This is a genomic window from Microbispora triticiradicis (assembly GCF_005864065.1).
In the GTDB taxonomy this organism is placed as follows: Bacteria; Actinomycetota; Actinomycetes; order Streptosporangiales; family Streptosporangiaceae; genus Microbispora; species Microbispora triticiradicis.
Genome location: NZ_VANP01000020.1, coordinates 60672 through 76104, shown reverse-complemented (window position 1 = coordinate 76104; position 15433 = coordinate 60672). Strand labels below are relative to the sequence as shown.

At 71.8% G+C, this 15433-nt stretch carries 9 protein-coding genes; 7 read left to right on the top strand and 2 right to left on the bottom strand.

Annotation, left to right across the window (positions count from 1 at the left end):
- Positions 1–34: 34 nt before the first annotated feature.
- On the bottom strand, positions 35–1186 hold the full coding sequence (locus tag FED44_RS32785) for a cellulose binding domain-containing protein (protein ID WP_138463092.1): 1152 nt from the start codon (positions 1184–1186) through the stop codon (positions 35–37).
- 279 nt (positions 1187–1465) lie between these two features.
- On the opposite strand from FED44_RS32785, the gene FED44_RS32780 reads away from it, so the two are divergent.
- The 5 genes from FED44_RS32780 (at position 1466) to FED44_RS32760 (ending at position 11808) form a co-directional block, all read left to right on the top strand.
- Complete coding sequence (locus FED44_RS32780; RefSeq protein ID WP_244302461.1) at positions 1466–2815, top strand: metallophosphoesterase; 1350 nt, start codon at positions 1466–1468, stop codon at positions 2813–2815.
- A 109-nt stretch (positions 2816–2924) separates the two neighbouring features.
- Positions 2925–7436, top strand: a complete 4512-nt coding sequence (locus FED44_RS32775) for a WD40 repeat domain-containing protein (protein WP_138463091.1) — start codon at positions 2925–2927, stop codon at positions 7434–7436.
- Between the two features lie 175 nt (positions 7437–7611).
- Complete coding sequence (gene tmk, locus FED44_RS32770) at positions 7612–9675, top strand: dTMP kinase (protein WP_138463090.1); 2064 nt, start codon at positions 7612–7614, stop codon at positions 9673–9675.
- A gap of 3 nt (positions 9676–9678) precedes the next feature.
- Positions 9679–10872 (top strand): DNA polymerase III subunit delta', encoded by a 1194-nt coding sequence (locus tag FED44_RS32765; RefSeq protein WP_138463089.1) that lies wholly within the window; start codon positions 9679–9681, stop codon positions 10870–10872.
- Between the two features lie 87 nt (positions 10873–10959).
- Entirely contained in the window at positions 10960–11808 is an 849-nt protein-coding gene (locus FED44_RS32760) for a PSP1 domain-containing protein (RefSeq protein WP_111697829.1), read from the top strand.
- Between the two features lie 7 nt (positions 11809–11815).
- On the opposite strand, the gene FED44_RS32755 is transcribed toward FED44_RS32760, so the two are convergent.
- Entirely contained in the window at positions 11816–12751 is a 936-nt protein-coding gene (locus tag FED44_RS32755; RefSeq protein WP_208759299.1) for an alpha/beta hydrolase, read from the bottom strand.
- A gap of 114 nt (positions 12752–12865) precedes the next feature.
- Here FED44_RS32755 and FED44_RS32750 point away from each other — a divergent pair, with 114 nt between their 5' ends.
- Both FED44_RS32750 and FED44_RS32745 read left to right on the top strand, forming a co-directional pair.
- Positions 12866–13195, top strand: coding sequence for a winged helix-turn-helix transcriptional regulator (locus FED44_RS32750; RefSeq protein ID WP_138463088.1), 330 nt, complete (start codon positions 12866–12868; stop codon positions 13193–13195).
- A 52-nt stretch (positions 13196–13247) separates the two neighbouring features.
- Positions 13248–15431, top strand: a complete 2184-nt coding sequence (locus tag FED44_RS32745) for a helicase-associated domain-containing protein (RefSeq protein WP_138463087.1) — start codon at positions 13248–13250, stop codon at positions 15429–15431.
- Positions 15432–15433 lie beyond the last annotated feature (2 nt).

The window sequence follows — 15433 nt, the reverse complement described above, 5'->3', positions numbered from 1 at the left end:
TCGGATCCGGGCGCGGGTCGCGCCCGGGGAGCGGTCAGGCCATGGCGCAGGGCGCGCCGTTGAGCGAGAAAGTGCTCGGCGCGTCGGAGACGCCGGTGTGCGAGGCGTTGAAACCGATGCTCACGGACGCGCCGGGAGCGATGTTGGCGTTCCAGGCCATGTTGGAAGCGGTGACGGTGTTATCCGGTCCCTGGTTCCAGTCGGCCGACCATCCCTGCGTGATCCGCTCGCCCGCCGACGGGAAGGCGAACCGCAGCGTCCAGCCCGAGATCGGCGTGCTGCCCGTATTCGTGATCGACACGCTGGCGGAGAAGCCCGTCCACCAGGTCGACTGGGTGTAGGCGACCTTGCAGTTGGGAGTGGGTGTGGACTTCGGCGTCGGCGTGGGGCTTACGGAGGGGCTCGGCGTGGGGAACCCCGGCAGGGCGGTGGTGGTGATCGGGTCGGACGGCACGCTGACGTTGCCGGCCGCGTCCCTGGCCACCACGATGTAGGTGTACCTGGCGTACGTCGTGAGGTTGCCCTCCATGAAGTAGGGCGAGGTCCGGGTTCCGACCAGCAGCCAGCCGGTCGAGGTCAGCCGGTAGATGGCGTAGCCGGTGACGCCGACGTCGTCGGTCGAGGCCGTCCAGCAGAACGCCGTGCCGGGGAAGTCGGCCACGCAGTTGTCGCGCAGCCCGGTCGGCTTGCTGGGCGGGGTGCTGTCTCCGGGGATCGGGCTCGGGCTGACCACCATGCCGGATACGGCCCGCGTGTTGATCAGCGCCGTCGGCGGGCTCGTGTGGCCGTCGGCGTCCTTGGCCACGATGTAGAAGGTGTAGACCTTGCCGTAGACGAGCCCGCTCAACACGGTGAGGGTGCTGGTGGTCGACGCCGCCTTGACGAAGCCGTCGGCCGTGAGCCGGTAGACCTCGTAGCCGGTGACGCCGACGTCGTCGGTGGACGCGCTCCAGCACAGGCCGACGTACCCCTGGGTGGTGCCGGTCGGCACCGGCGGCGGGCACAGCTGCACGTTGGACGGTGTCGTCGGCGCGCCGGGTTCGGCGCTCGGCGACGGGGCCGCGGACGGCCTCGGGCTGGGGGTGGGCGTGGCGGCCACCGCTCCGGCGGGCACGCCGGAGAGCGCGATCGCCGCGGCGACCGCCGCCCCTGCGGCCAGCCAGGCCAGGTAGCGGGGACTTCTCATGTGTCACCTCGTTGTCGTTCGGTCGGTGTCGGCACCCGGGGGAGTCGCCGGGGCCACGTCTGAGGGACGTTTCTGCCGCGATCGTCCGCTTGCTCCTGGTCAGGGGCAAAGATCGCCGATGGTGGCGCGGCATCGGGCCGACTCGGAGGTGAAACTTTCACCGGAAGGGCCTGCCGGTGATCGTTCTGGCCACGGCTCCCGGGAACGCGGCCGCCGGTGGCTCCTCGTAGCATCGTCGTCAGCCGGCCCCTGATCGTCAGCCGGTCGAGGAGAGATCTCGTGGGGTTCCTGGTCATGATCCTGACGGCGGTGGCCGTCGTGCACGTCTATCTGTGGCGGCGGCTGGTCCGGGCGTCGACGACGCCGGGTTCGCGCCTCCGCCGGGTGCTGACGTGGGCGCTCGTGGTCCTGGCCGCCCTGATGGTGGTGACCATGGCGGGGAGCCGGCTCTCCGGCGTGGAGGTCGTGCGCGTCGTCGCCTGGCCCGGCTACCTGTGGCTGGCCCTGATGTTCTACCTCTTCGTGTTCGGCCTGGTGGCGGAGGTGCCCCGGGCGATCGCGGCGTTCGCCCTGGCGAGAGGCCGCCGCACCACCCCGGGCACGGCCCCGGTGGACGGTGCGGTGGACGACGCCGAGGACGCGTCGGTCCTCGCCCGTACGGTGGCCGGGGAGTCCTCCGCGGTCCCGGGGCCGGCCGCGCCGGACCCCGCGACTCCGGTGGCCGCTTCCGGAGGCCGACCGGCCGGGGGAGGACCCGGAGCGGACGCGCCGGCGATCGACCGGCGGCTGTTCATCTCGCGTACGGCCTCCGCCGTCGTGGCGGCGGGAGCGCTCGCGACCGTGGGCTACGGCGTGACCCGGGCCCTCGGCGATCCGGTGATCGAGCGGGTGCCGGTCCGCCTGCCGCGGCTCGATCCGCGGATGAGCGGGCTGCGCATCGCGGCCGTCAGCGACATCCACCTCGGGCCGCTCACCGGCCGGGGCCACACCGAGCGGATCGTCCGCATGATCAACGGCCTGGAGGCCGACGTGGTGACGATCGTGGGCGACCTGGTCGACGGCACGGTGGCCGAGCTCGGCCGTCTCGCCACCCCGCTCAAGTCCCTCGAATCCCGGTACGGCGCGTACTTCGTGACCGGCAACCACGAGTACTACACGGCCGAGGGCCCCCAGGAGTGGATCGAGGAGCTGCGCTCGCTCGGCGTCCGGCCGCTGCGCAACGAGCGGGTCGAGATCACGCACGGGGGAGCCGTGCTCGACCTCGCGGGCGTCAACGACCTCAACGGCGCGCTCTCGGGCGACGGTCCGGACATGGGCAGGGCGCTCGGGGGCCGCGACGCGGACCGGCCCGTCGTGCTCCTCGCCCACCAGCCCGTCCAGGTGGCGCAGGCCGCCGCGCACGGCGTCGACCTCCAGCTTTCGGGGCACACCCACGGCGGCCAGATGGCGCCGTTCAACCTGCTCGTGCCGTTGCAGCAGCCCGTGGTGGCGGGGCTCGCGAGCGTGCCGCGCCAGGGCGGCGGCGACACCCAGATCTACGTCACCCGGGGCGCGGGCTTCTGGGGCCCGCCCGTCCGGGTGGGCGCCCCACCCGAGATCACTCTCATCGAGCTGCGCGCGGGCGGCTGATTCGGCCGGGTCGCAGGAGAGGACTCGGCCGCTCCTTTCCGTTCACTCATCTGACGGTCAATCTGGTTTGACAAGAAGGGCTGGCGGGCGACAGGAAACCGCGTTATGAGTGGATCGCGGCAGTGAACGCGAGCACATCGCACGCGAGAGGGACTGGGCGATCGTCATGGCGGCTGACACCGAGCACACCCCGGGCGACGAGGCGGACGACCTAGCCGGACAAGCCCGGACCGGGGTCGCGGAGGCGGTGGCACGGCAGCTTGCACGGGGGGCGGCCAGGCTCGCGCCGTCCGCCCTTTTGGCCACACTGTGCACCGGCGCTCTTCTCCCCATCGCGTTGGCTGATCCGGAACAGGTCGCGGTGGTCGGTCTCACTGAGATCGTGGGCGGAGTGGGGGTGAACGTCCTCAGCGATGTGATCCGCAACGCGGTCGAGGCGCTGCGCCGTCGCACCGGAGCCGCGGCTCTCTCGACCGAACAGCTCGAAAGCGAGCTCGCCGGGCGACTCGAACAGATGCTTTCGGAAGACACGACTCAGGGCCGCCTGCTGCGGTCCCAACTCGCCGCGATGGTGCGCGAGATCGGCGCCGTGGAGGTCGCCCTGCGGGCGGCTCTGGAAAGCGGGAACCGTGAAGTGCAGGCTGGGCTCGCCGAGGCGTTCGGCACGCTTGGCGTCCAGTTCGCAGAGTTCGGCTTCCTGCTCACAAGTCTCGACCAGGCCGCCGAGGAGATTCAGCTCACCCTTCGGCGTCACGACGCCGAACACCGCAGCGACCGCGAGCGGATGCGCCGTCAGTCCGTTGAGTTGCTGCTGATACGTGAGGAATTGGCGGCGCTTCGGCACGGCCGGCCCGCCGGCCACGGAGAAGATCACAGCCGCCGATGGCGGCACGGCCCGCCCTACCGGGGACTGTTGACGTTCGAGGCCGACCATGGCCCCGTGTTCCACGGCCGGGAGCAGGCAACCGCGGCACTGGTGGACAAGCTGGCCGAGCGGCTGGCCGCGCCGTCGATCGCCTTGTTCACCGGCGCCTCGGGGGTGGGCAAGTCCTCGCTGCTGCGTGCGGGGCTGCTCCCCGCCCTGGCCCGAGGGCTGCTACCGGCGCCGGGATCAGAGCGCTGGCCGCACCTTCTGCTGACGCCGACGCGGGCGCCCCTGGACGAGCTCGCCGTCCACTTGGCCGCCGTCGGCCGGTCGGATCTCCTGGCGGTGCGGCACGCCCTCGAGCAGGGGCAGGCTCACATGGTCGTACGCCAGGCCGTGCTCGCCGCCGGCGGCGAGCATGGTGCGGACGGCGCGCGGGCGGTCATCGTGGTCGACCAGTTCGAGGAGGTCTTCACTCTGGCGGAGGAGACCGGCCAGGGCCGTCCGTTCATCGCCGCACTGGCGGCCGCCGCCGGCATCCCCGCCGGACCGGGAGGCTCGCCCCCCGCGCTGGTGGTGATCGGCGTACGGGGGGACTTCCTGGACAGGTGCGCGGCATACCCGGCGCTCGTCGAGGCGATGACGGGCGGCCAGTCCGTCCTCGGTCCGATGAACGTATCGGAACTGCGCCGGGCGATCGTGGGACCGGCGGCGGCCGCCGGGCTGGAACTCGAACCGGGGCTGACCGACCTCGTGTTGCGCGACCTCGGGTCCGGTGACGGCTACGGTGCCGGCGCGCTGCCGCTATTGTCCCAGGCCATGCTGGCCACGTGGGAGAACCGCGATGGAGACCGGCTCACCATCGCCGGCTACGGCGCGGGCGGAGGTGTCGGGGATGCCGTGCGGACCAGGGCGGAGGCCGTCTTCACCGCCCTCGACGCTGAAGGCCAGGCGCTCACGCGCCGATTGTTCCAGCGGATGACCGTGGTGTCACCGGACGGACGGGCCGCCCGCCGCCGGGTGAGCAGGACCGAGCTGAACGGCCTGTCCGAGCGTCCTGGCGTCGTCGACGCCATCTTGGAGGCCTTCGCAGGCAGGCGCCTGCTCGTGCTTGGCGAGGAGAGCGTCGAGATCGCGCACGACTGCCTGCTGGAGGCCTGGCCCCGATTACGCGGCTGGCTGGACGACGACAAGACGGGTCGGCTCCTGGAGGGCAGGCTGCTGGACGCGGCGGAGGCCTGGCAAGGCCATGGCGAGGACGGCGCGTTCCTGTTCAGAGGGCCGCAGCTCGCCGCGGCACGTCAGCGGTTCGCCGATAACGAACTGCACGCGGCACTCGGCCCGCACGGACAGCGATTCCTCGCCGCGAGCGTCCGAGCCCGAAGCAGGCGCGTGCTGGCGGCCGCATCTGCGGCGGTTCTGCTGGTGGTCGCTCTGGGCGCCGCAGGCCTCGGCCTCCAGGTGCGCAGCAGCGCGATCGAACGGGGAAATCAAATCGCCTCCCGGCAGCTCGCCGAGTTGGCAGGGACGATCCGTAAGGGAGATCCGGCCGCCGCGCTGCACCTCAGCCTCGTCGCCGATCGGATCGCACCCACCGTCGAGTCCCGAGCGGCCCTCTACGCCTCGGACGCCAGGCCGTATCCGATCATTCTCGCTGGGCACACCGACCGGGTGCGCAACGTGGTGTACAGCCACGACGGGAGGCTCCTCGCCACTTCCGGCATCGACAAGACCGTGCGGCTCTGGGACACACATGATCTCTCCCAGCCGGCGCCACTTGCGGTGCTTCACTCCGACGGCCCCGCGACCCTCGCTTTCAGCAAGGATGATCATGTTCTTGTCGCGCAAACCCGTGACACGCTCTGGGTGTGGGATGTCACGGACTCCAGCCGTCCCGTCCTGAAGGCCTCGCGCCCCAGCCCGTCGAACCCGTGGACAGGAGTGGCTTCCAGCCCCGGCGCGCTGGTGCTCGCCAGTGTCGGAGACATGGGCAGAGTGCGCCTGTGGAACGTCGGCAAGCCGGCGGATCCCGTTGTCATGACGACCCTGGTTCCCAGTCCCGTGGAAGTTTACGCGGTCGCCTTCAGCCCTGACGGACAAACGCTCGCCACCGGAAGCGGGGCGACCGGTGGCGGTGGGCCCGGCACCGCCAGAGTCAGGCTCTGGAACGTCGCCGACCCTCGGCGGCCCGTGCTCGTGGTGACCCTGAAGGCCGACTCGGTGATGAGTCTGACCTTCAGCCCGGACGGCCGTCTCCTCGCTGCGGGTGGCACCATCGGCGCGCTGAAAGTGTGGGATATCACGAAGCCGCACAGTCCCAAGACGATCGAAGTTCTCAACGCTCCCACGAGTAAGGGCGCGGTAAACGCTGTGGCCTTCGCGCCTTCGGGAAATACCTTCGTCACGGCCGACGGGACCGGCACCGTCTCCCTGTGGAACTCCAATGACTTGTCGCGCGGATTCACCGTCGATCGTGACAGGTTCCCCACGAGCACCGGCGTCAACTCCGTCGCTTTCAGCCCTAGCGGGCAGGTTGTCGCAAGCGGTGATGATGAGAACGTGAAGTTGTGGCGGCACCCGAGCGCGACCCTCCCCGGCTCCATCGGAGCCAGCCAGGTCAGCACCTGGGGCCGCGCATTCAGCCCGGATGGAAAGTTGATCATCACACATGTCAGAACGGGCTCCGATCGCTTGCAGGTTCAGATCTGGGATGTCACCGATCCGCGGCACCCGCTACCCGGCGCCGCACTTCCCGCGCCATGGGTGCGTGCCGCCTTCATGCGCCGCAGCCGGACGTTGGTGACCCAGAGCGAGGACTTCTCGGCAGTTGCCCTCTGGGACGTCCGAGATCCCCGCCGTCCGGTGCGGTTGTGCAGCTTTCCGTCCGGTGGCGACGCTCCGAGCGTCACGCCCGACGAGCGTGCCCTCGCCGTGGGGAACGCATTCAACACGATCATTTGGGACGTCACCGACACACGCGGTCCGACTGCGACCGCGACGATACCCGCCGAGCACGGCACACCGACGTTCCTCGATGACGACACTCTGATGATCCGCGAGGGCCAGGGCTTGCGGTTGTGGGATGTTCGAGACAGGCACAAACCGACCCCTGCAGGGGCGATCTCCCCGCAAGAGGTGGTGGACGGGCTCGCCTTCGAAAAGGGCACCCGCCTTCTCGCCGTATGGACCGACACTTTCGGCGTGAAACTGTGGGACGTCTCCGATATCTGGCATCCGGTGCAACACGGCAACGTCGATAGGGAGGCACTGTCCGTACGTGTGAGCAGCATCGATTTCGTCGACAAACACACGCTGGCCGTGGCGACCGACAACGACGCACGCCTGTCGCTGTGGGATGTGCGCGACCCGGCGAAACCCCGGAGGATCAGCGTGCTGCCCAGCGACGGCGAGATCACGAACCTACAGGTGAGCGCGGATGGACGAATGGCATTTCAGACGGGGGCGGCGCTGCTGGGATCCGGGCGGGCCTATCTCTGGGACGTGAGTGATCCAGGCGCGCCCCAGGACCTGGGGTCGCTTCCTGAGGCGGACGCCCTGGAGTTCAGCCCCGATGGGCGCACTATCGCGATCGAGCAGCCGGATGCCACGCTCAGAGGCACCGGCATCATCCTGATGGACTCCGACTCCGAGAGCATCCACCGCTACCTGTGCTCCCTGCATCCGCGGCCGCTCAGCCGGGATCAATGGGAACAATTGGTCGGAGGGATTCACGCCTACGAAAAGCCCTGCCCGTAGGAATGCCCTTCCCGTCTGATCAACCCCGAGGTCCGATCAGCACGATGGAGTAGAGCATTGCCGTCATCATGAGAGCGAGGACGAGGCGGACGTAATACCCTCAGGCGACGAGCAGGCCCGAGCGGCCCGCTCGTCCGTCTCCCAGCCCAGCGAACACCCTGGATACGCTGACATCATGAGCACTCCTGCCCGGGCCGCCGCGCGACGCAAGCAGCCGCACGTGCTGGCGAACGCGCCGTTCCGCAGGCTCTGGACCGCCATGGCGACGTGCAGCCTCGGCGACTGGCTCAACATCATCGCGCTGACCGCCCTCGCCGGTAACCTCACCGCGCCGTCCGGCTTCCAGACGCAGAGCCTCGCCATCGGCGGCGTCTTCGTCGCCAAGATGCTGCCCGCGATCCTGCTCGGCCCGCTCGCGGGAGCGGTGGCCGACCGGTTCGACCGCAGGCTGACGATGGTCGTCGCCGACGTCCTCAGGTTCGCGGTGGTGCTGTCGATCCCGCTGGTCGGCGGCTACCAGTGGCTGCTCGTCGCGACGCTCCTGGTCGAGTGTGTGAACCTGTTCTGGGTGCCGGCCAAGGACGCGACCGTGCCCAACCTGGTGCCCAAGGAGCGGCTGGAGGAGGCCAACCAGCTCAACCTCCTCGTGACGTACGGCACCGCTCCCGTCGCGGCGGCCCTGTTCGCGGTCCTGTCGGGAGTCATCACCACGATCTCGGCGGCCGTACCGGCGTTCACGGTCGCGGCGACCAGCGTGGCGCTCTATCTCAACGCCCTCGCCTACCTCGCCTCCGCAGTGATGATCTTCACTCTGCGGGCCATCCCCAAGGACCACGTCCGCCACGTGGCCGCGCCGTCGGTGCTCAGGCAGATCACCGAGGGCTGGCGGTACGTCGGCGGCAACCGGGTGGTGCGGGGGCTGATCATCGGCATGCTCGGCGCGTTCGCCGCCGGGGGCGCGGTCATCGGCGTCGCCAAGGCGTACGTGCAGGTGATGGGTGGCGGTGACGCGGGGTACGGCACGGTGTTCTGCGCCGTCTTCCTCGGCATGGCGTTCGGCATGTTCTTCGGCCCCCGCCTGCTGGGCGGCCTGTCGCGGCGGCGGATGTTCGGGCTGTCGATCCTGAGCGCGGGGGTCACGCTGGCCGCCGTCGCGCTCATCCAGAACCTGGTCGTCGTCGTGGTGCTGACGGTGGTGCTGGGCGCCTGCGCCGGCATCGCCTGGATCATCGGTTACACCACGATCGGCCTGGAGGTCGAGGACGGGCTGCGCGGCCGCACGTTCGCCTTCCTGCAGTCGCTGGGCCGGGTCGTGCTGCTGCTGGTCGTCGCGGTGGCCTCGGCGCTGGCCGCGCTCTTCGGCCGGCACTACCTGCGGATCTCCGAGCTGACCTACCGCTTCGACGGGGCCAACCTCGTGCTGCTCCTCGGCGCGCTGCTGGCCGTGGCCGTCGGCGTGCTGGCGCTGCGCCACATGGACGACCGGCCGGGCGTGCCGATCGGGGCCGACCTGCTGGCCGCCCTCCGGGGACGGCGGTTCGTCCCCGACGAGGCCGAGCCCGCACGCGGACTGTTCATCGCGTTCGAGGGCGGCGAGGGCTCGGGCAAGACGACCCAGTCGCGGCTGCTCGCCATCTGGCTGCGGGACCAGGGTTTCGACGTCGTGCAGACCCGCGAGCCGGGCTCGACCAAGGTCGGCATGCGGCTGCGGGCGATCCTGCTCGACGCCGCCCACCAGGGACTCTCCGCCCGCGCCGAGGCGATGCTGTACGCCGCCGACCGGGCCGAGCACGTGGAGAAGGTGATCGTGCCCGCGCTCCGGCGGGGCTCGACGGTGATCACCGACAGGTACGTGGACTCCTCCCTGGCCTACCAGGGTGCGGGGCGGTCGCTCGACCCCGAGGACGTCGCCAAGATCAACAAGTGGGCGACGGGCGGGCTCGTCCCCGACCTCACCGTGCTCATCGACGTGCCGCCGTCGGTCGGGCTGCGGCGGATGGCCTCGCCGGCCGACCGCATCGAGGCCGAGCCGCTGGAGTTCCATGAGCGGGTGCGCCGGGAGTTCCGCGCGCTGGCCGCCGCCGACCCCGACCGGTATCTCCTGGTGGACGGCACGCTGGAGCAGCGGGAGGTGACGCTCCTGATCCAGGACCGGGTGCGGGACATCCTGCCCGATCCGGTGCCGTACGAGGCCGAGGAGGCCACCGGCACGATGCCCGCCATCCGTGACTTCGGATAGCGAATGACCGTCTACGGGGATCTGATCGGGCAGGACCGGGCGATCGGCGTGCTGCGGCGGGCGGCCTCCGCCGCCGCCGAGGCCGTCGCCGGGGGCCGCGGCGCGGGCATGACCCACGCCTGGCTGTTCACCGGCCCGCCCGGCTCCGGGCGGTCCACCGCCGCCAAGGCGTTCGCCGCCGCCCTGCTCTGCCCCGAGCAGGGCTGTGGCCACTGCGACGCCTGTCACCAGGTCGAGGTCGGCTCGCACCCCGACGTCACGTTCGTACGGCCGGAGGGCCTGTCGTACGGCGTGCGGCAGACGCGTGAGCTCGTGCTCAAGGCGGCGGGGGCGCCCACGCTCGGCCGCTGGCGGGTCGTATTGTTCGAGGACGCCGACCGGGTCACCGAGCAGGCGGCCAACGCGCTGCTCAAGGCGATCGAGGAGCCGCCGCCACGGACGGTGTGGCTGCTGTGCGCGCCGTCCGCGGACGACATGATCATCACGATCCGCTCGCGCTGCCGGGTCGTGACGCTCGGCACGCCCTCCACCGAGGCCGTGGCGAACATGCTGGCGACCCGTGACGGGGTGCCCCACGACGTGGCACTCGACGCCGCGCGGGCGGCGCAGGGGGACGTCGGCCGGGCCCGCCGCCTCGCCCTGGACGAGGAGACGCGGCGCCGCCGCGCCGAGGTGCTGTCGATCCCCCGCTCGCTGACGGGCGTGGCGGAGTGCGTCACCGCCGCCGAGCGCCTGGTGAAGACCTCCACCGAGGACGCCGACGCGGCCACGACCGCGCTGAACGAGGTCGAGACCGCCGAGCTGCGCCGGGTCTACGGCGAGGGGTCCACCGGCAAGGGGCTCAACAAGGGCCTGGTGCGGGGTGGCGCCGGGGCGCTCAAGGAACTCGAGACCATGCAGAAGTCGCGTGCGACCCGCATCAAGCGCGACTCGCTCGACCTCGCGCTGCTCGAACTGATGGCGTTCTACCGCGACGTGCTGGCCGTGCAGTTCGGCGCCTCGGTGGAACTGGCCAACGAGGACCGCAGGCACGAGGTGGAGGCCGTCGCGCGGGCGTCCTCGCCCGAGGACACGCTCCGCCGTACGGACGCGATCATGAAGTGCCGGGAGCGGCTCGCGGCCAACGTCCACCCGCAGATCGCGGTCGAGGCCATGACTCTCGCCCTCCGCTCGCCCGGAGTCGTCCACAGGGGATGATTGCCAGTCCCGGACGGGACGTATGGTGGTTCCGGGCGCTCGGCGTGCGACCGCCGTACAGAACCGAGGAGGGCCGGCTCTTTGGGCATGATGATGGCCGTGAGCTTCACGCGCTACGGACGGCTCTACTATCTCGATCCCGGTGCGCACTCGCCGAAGGTGGGCGACAAGGTCCTGGTGCCGACGGACTCCGGTCCGGAGGTCGCCGAGTGCGTGTGGGCGCCGCAGTACGTGAGCGAGGACGTCGAGGGCCTGCCCGTGTGCCAGGGCGTCGCGGGCGAGGAACACCTGGCCAGGGACGAGGTCAACCGCCGCCGCCGGGCGGAGGCCCGCAGCGTCTCCAAGCGGCTGATCAAACGGCACGAGCTGCCGATGAAGGTGATCGGCGTCGACTACCTGGACGTCGACAACGTCTACACCGTGTACTTCTCCGCCCCGCACCGGGTGGACTTCCGCGCGCTCGTGCGCGACCTCGCCCGCAACCTGCGGGCGCGGGTCGAGTTGCGGCAGATCGGCCCGCGCGACGAGGCCCGGATCCAGGGCGGCATCGGCCCCTGCGGCCGTGACCTGTGCTGTGCCACGTTCCTCAAGGACTTCGAGCCGGTCTCCGTCCGCATGGCCAAGGACCAGGACCTGCCGGTCAACCCGCTCAGGATCGCCGGCGCCTGTGGCCGGCTGATGTGCTGCCTGAAGTACGAGCACCCGCTCTACCAGGAGTTCCGGGCCTCGGCGCCGCGCGCCGGTCTCGCCGTGGACACCCCCGAGGGTCCCGGCACGGTGGTCGGGCACAACGTGCCCTCCGACTCGGTCGTGGTCCGTCTCAACGACGGCGGCCGCCGCTGCTCCTGCTCCCGGGCCAGCGTGTGCGCCCCCCGTAAGGCCCACGACGCGACGTACGGGGAGGCGCGGACGGCCACCGCCGGCGACGCCGAGTGAAACCCGGTCAGAGGTGGTCGTGCAGGAAGGCGGCCGTCGCGTCGGCGGCCTGGGTGACGTAGGGCTCCACGTCGTAGAGATCGATGTGCTCCCGGCAGTCCAGCCAGATCACCTCCTTCTTGCCCGGGCTCCGGTCGGCGAGCTCCGCCGCCAGTTCCGGCGCGCAGTAGGCGTCGGCCCGGCCGTGCACGACGAGCAGCGGCGTGGCGGCGAGAAGAGGGGCGGCCCCGAGCGCGTCGAGGGTCATCAGCGAGTGGAGCGACCCCCGGGTCACCTCGTTCACCCAGTGCGGTGACGCCGAGCGGGAGGTGCCGTAGTAGGCGTACGGCTCGGCGCCGGGCATGGCGGCCTCGCCGTCGCCGGGCGCCACCGCGGGCAGGAGTTCGTCGTACCGGTCGAGGAAGCCGCCGAGCGCGCCCCTGTAGGCGTCGACGCCCATGCGCTCGGCGAACCAGACCGGGCTGTTGTACGCGCCGGCGATCCCGGCGACGGCGCGCACCCGGGGATCGGAGGCGGCGGCCCGCACCGCGTACCCGCCGCCGAGGCACACGCCGACGAGCCCGATCCGGCCCGGGGCGACCTCGGGACGGCCGCCGAGCAGGCTCACCGCGGCGCGGAGGTCGGCGAGCTTGCCCTCGCCGTCCTCATGGCCCCGCCGCCCGCCGCTCTCGCCGAACCCCCGGTGGTCGAAGGCCAGGGTGACCAGCCCCGCCCGTGCGAGACGCTCCGCGTACAGTCCGGTGACCTGCTCCTTCACCCCCGTGAAGGGCCCGGTGAGCGCGACGGCCGGGGCGGGCCCCGGCAGATCCGGCAGCCGGAGATCCCCGACGAGATCGACACCGCCCGCCGAGAACGTGACCCGCTCGGTCCGTACGGCGGTCATCGGCGCGCCGGGCAGGCCCCGCCCGGCCGCCGTATATGGATGATTCGTGATATCGCTCATGCCCGCGTCCCCGTCCTAGTGTGTGATCTCGCGGTGAGCGTGAGGCTAGGCGTGCCTGAACCGCGGCGCCAGAAGGCACTTCGCGGTGCCCATCCCACAGGGCAGGGAGACGAGATGGACCCGGTGATTCCGGACGTACTGCAGGAGAGCTGCGCGACGCGGCAGGCGCTGGAGCGGTTCGCGGCGAAGTGGCGGGTGCTGGTGATCTACGCGTTGCTGGCCGGGCCCCAGCGGCCCGGCCAGTTGCGCCGCCGGCTGCCGGGCATCACCCAGAAGGTGCTGACCGAGACGTTGCGCGGCATGGAGGCGGACGGCATGGTCGAACGCCGGGTCGTCAAGGACACCGCGCCCCAGCACGTCGAGTACGCGCTGACCGATCTCGGCCGTACGCTGCGCGAACCGCTGGCCGCCATCTGCGCCTGGGCCGCGGAGCACGCGGGCTGAGGACCTCCGGGTGAAGGGTCGGCGGCCGGTGGACCGCGGGTAGGGTGCCGTGGTGAGCACGCCCCGGCTTCTGACCACGTGGTTGAGAACCAGGTCGCCCGACGAGCGGCGGCTGCTGCTCGCCCGGGTGGGCTTCGTCGTCGACGAGGACATCCCGCCGCAGGACCTGGCCCGGCTGCTGCTCCGGCGGCAGGCGGTGGTGCCGCTCGTCAGGTTCTGCACCCTGCCCCAGCGTCAGGTGCTCGCGGCCGTCGCCTGGCTGGCGGCGCAGCGGCACGGGCCGCTGGGTTATCACCTGGAGGGGGACGATCCGGCCTCCCGCGCCGTGCCCCGCGCCGACGTGCTCGACCTGCTGGCCGGGCCCTGCCTCGACCGCCGTACGGCCGCCGACGCCGTACTGGACCAGTTGGCGGGCATGGCGCTGGTGCTCCCGCCGCACGGCGACCAGGTGATCGTGCCCGGCGCCGTCCACCTGGACCTCGCCGGCGAGACGGGGCTCGGGCGTCCCGCCGCCGAGCTCCTCGCCGCGCACTTCAACCCCCCGGAGGTCCACGCGATCGCCGAAGTCCTGGGGTTCCCGAACGCCCGCGTGCGGGAGGTCGCGGAGCGGAACGTGCTCGGTCTGCTGGGCGACCCCGAGCGGGTGCGGGCCCTGGTCGCGGGCGCCCCCGCGTCCGTACGGGACTGGCTGCTCCGCCTCGTCGGGCACGGATCACGGCTGCGCACCCACGCCTACCAGGTCCACAGCGGGTACGGCTACCAGCACAACGTCAGGTACGTCGTCCGCCCCGGGGGATCCGGCGACCCGGCCACCGACTGGCTGGTGGCGCACGGCCTGCTGCTCCCGGCGGGGCCGCCCGACGTGGCGGAGGTGCCGTTCGAGGTGGCCACGGCGGTCCTCGGCGGGCCGCGCGTGCCGTTCACCCCCGATCCGCCGCCGCCCCCGGACGACCTCCCCGGTGCGGACGGGGCGGAGGGGACCGCGCAGGCGGCCGCCACCTCCGCGCTCTCCCAGATCGAACGTCTGCTCGCGGCGTGCGTCGATCAGCCGCCCACCCTGCGCAAGGCCGGCGGTCTGGCGGTGCGGGACACCAGGCGCATCGCGAAGGCCACCGGCGTGGGCGAGGACCTCGCGAGGTTCTGGATCGACCTGGCCACGCAGGCGGAGCTGCTCGGCCTGTACGCCGAGCCGGTGCCGCGCCCGAAGGGCCACCGCGGCAGGCTGCCCGAACCGGTGGTGAACCTGCTGCCCACCACCGAGTACGACACCTGGCTCAAGCGGTCGCCCGTCGAGCGGCTGGCCAGGATCATCGGCACCTGGGCGACCCTGCCCGCGACCTACACCCACTGGCCCGCGGAGGCCGGGACGCCCGTCGCCCTGACCGAGCCCTCGGACCCGCACGCGGTCAGCCTCAGGTACGCCCTGCTCGAAGCCCTCGCCGCGGTGCCTCCAGGGAGGGGCCTTCCGCCGGACGGCCTCCATTACCTGATGCTCCGCGCCGCCTGGCATCGTCCCCATCACGTCTCGGCCGCGCGGCTCGGCGCCGAGCAGGCGGGCGCCATCCTGCGCGAGGCCGGGCTGCTCGGCGTGACCGCCGGTGGCGCCCTCACGGCCGTCGGGCACGCCGTACGGGACCTCCTGGTCAGCGGTGAGGCGTGGCGGTCGCCGGAGGCCGCTCTGACCACGGCCCTGTCGGCCATGCTGCCGCCCGCCCAGGCCACCGCCCGGTTCCAGGCCGACCTGACGGCGGTGGTGCCCGGGATGCCCGACCCGTCCCTCGCCGAACTGCTGGACGGCGTCGCGGAGCGCGAGTCGGAAGGGCACGCGGTGGTCTGGCGGCTGAGCTCGGCGACCGTGCGCCGCGCGTTCGACCAGGGCTACGAGGCCGACGACCTGCTCGCGCGGCTCGCCGAGGCCGCGGAGGGGCCGCTGCCGCAGACCCTCGAATACCTGGTCAAGGACACGGCCCGGGTGCACGGCCGGATCCGGGTGGTGCGCTCCGGGTGCTGCCTCCGCGCCGACGACGAGGCGCTGATCGAGGAACTCGCCCGTGCGCAGGCGCTGCGCGCGCTGGGGCTGCGCAAGATCGCGCCCACCGTGCTGATCAGCGCCGCCGGCGAGGAGGAGACCCTCGCCCGGTTGCGCGCCGCGGGGTACGCCCCGGCGCTGGAGTCCGAGACCGGGGCGACGGTCGTCGAACGGGCCGGCACGCGTCGCGTACCGGCCCGTTCGTAACC